We start from the raw sequence: 2,221 nt of genomic DNA on the forward strand, positions 1-2,221 counted from the left end.
CATTAATCTATTTAGGATTAATGGTTGAAAATAAATTAGGATGGAAAAAATTCTTAACTATTTATTTGTTAAGTGGCATTTGTGGCGGATTTATCAGCTTACTTTTTCACGAAGTGGGTTATATTTTTGGCGCTTCTGGTGCGGTTATGGGAGTAATGGGTGCACTTATAGCACTTTTGCTCAATAAATATTTTGAGAAAAATGCAAGCCGGGCATTGTTGATCAGTACAGTTTTTGTAACTGCGATAATTATTTTAAATGGATCATTATCTAAATCAACTGATAATGCAACACATATTGCAGGCATGATAGCTGGTTTTATAATCTGCTATATTTTTAGCTTTAAATTACAAAAGCAGCCCTGGCAGAATACTCAATTGCGTTATGCAGGCGTGTTTATTTTATTTATTGCTTTTTCGTTTGGAGTAGCCTTTTTTACTCCGAATTATCAAACGCAACAATACAAGAAGCTAAGGGATAGTTTTAGCGATAACCTGATTTCCTTTAATCAGCTTTTATATTTGAAAGCATCCTTATCAAAAGAGGAAAAACTTAGAGAAGTGAACGATTATGGCATTATCCCCAGCCAGAATAACCTGCAAATTATCAAACAGATGAAGCCTCTTAAGCTTAAAGATTTAGAGGCTTACGATCGTTCGAAGAAAGCAGAAATTGCCAAAAAAATGTCTCTTGCTGCTGCTTTGATGTTAAGAGATATTCAAGCTGATAGCGTATCAAAGTACAGTAAACAAACATCCAAAGAAATATCAAATGTTGCAGAACTCACTTTCAAACTTAGCGATAGCTTAAGCAGGGCAAATTAAAATTAGTTTGTGAATTTATATATCCCAATTTCACTTAGCGTAATACAAACCGGAGATTTAGTAATGATTATTTTTACTTTATTAGTTGTAACGGGACTCTCCAATTTAATCAAACGTTTCGCGCCGATGCTCGTGCCGTCGTAAACTTTTTTCCATGCATTGTTTTCAAATACCTCGATGGTGTAAGCCTCTATTCGCTGACCCAAGGGAATATACTCTTGTAGGCTAATGATATCAAAGGTTTTAGCAGTTTTTAAATCTACTTCTAAACTTGCCTGATGAATATCATCCTGTGTTGCCCAGTAACTTTCCCTTTTACCATCAAGCAGGGAAGTAACATCATACTTTTTGCCTCTACTGTTGCTCGCTCTAATTTGGGCATTTTTGGCCAGGTTATTCTCGAAAGTATGTTTAACCATGTCGCCAAAAGTTTTCAGTGCAGCAACATCATCCTCGTGAAGTTGTCCACGGGTATCGGGTGCTAAACCAAGATCTAAACCTGCGCCACGGCCAACACTTTTTAAATATAGATCGAACAGTTTTTCTGGGGTTTTAGGTTTTTCGTTGGCATGGTAAAACCATCCTTTTCTTAAAGGAACATCACATTCTGCTGGCATCCAGAATTTACCGTTTCGTATTCCTTCAGGACTTTGCGGATAATTTGCCTGACCGGGAACGGCTTCATTTTTCCCATCAGGAGCCATCGGTGTAAAAGTAGCCCAAGAGGTTGGCGCTGCATGACCATCTTCATTACCTACCCAGCGGATATCCAAACCTATATCGCTAAAAATATTGGCCATGGGCTGCATTTTACGGGTAATGGCCCAGGTATTTTTCCAATCGTAATAGGTAGTGTTATCTATCGAGCGTTTTTCTTTTGCACCACCATAATAGCCATCACCACCATTAGCACCATCGTGCCAGCTCATAAAAAGTTCGCCAAAATTGCTGTAAAGTTCTTTTAACTGGGCCTGATAAATGGCCAAATATTTATCGGTACCATAAAGCGCGTTGTTCCTGTCCCATGGCGAGCAGTATACCCCAAACTTTAAACCGTTTTTACGTACAGCCTGCTCCACTTCTTTAACTAAATTTCCTTTGCCTGCTCTGAAAGGACTTTTACTTATGTTATAATCGGTCGTTTTGGTTGGCCATAAAGCAAAACCATCATGATGTTTTGCAACTAAGATGATGCCTTTTAATCCACCGGCCCTGGCTGCTTTAATAATTTGATCGGCGTTGAAATCTGTTGGGTTAAATGTTTTCGGGTCAGCATCGCCAAAGCCCCATTCTTTGTTTTCGAATGTAGTTGGCGTAAAATGGATTAGGCCGTAAACTTCAATATCATGCCAGGCCAGTTGCCTTTTTGATGGTAGTGCACCGTAAGGTTTAGGTGG

General features: G+C 38.7%; 2 protein-coding genes. One reads left to right on the forward strand and one right to left on the reverse strand.

Features of this window, described 5'->3' with window-relative positions:
• On the forward strand, positions 1 to 824 hold an 824-nt coding region (locus AC1DND_RS26210), incomplete at its 5' end, for a rhomboid family intramembrane serine protease (protein WP_477585575.1).
• Between the two features lie 2 nt (positions 825 to 826).
• On the opposite strand, the gene AC1DND_RS26215 is transcribed toward AC1DND_RS26210, so the two are convergent.
• Positions 827 to 2,221, reverse strand: a 1,395-nt coding sequence (locus AC1DND_RS26215) for an alpha-L-fucosidase (RefSeq protein WP_477585577.1), incomplete at its 5' end; no start/stop codon positions are given.

This window comes from Pedobacter sp. 01N416, assembly GCF_056399685.1.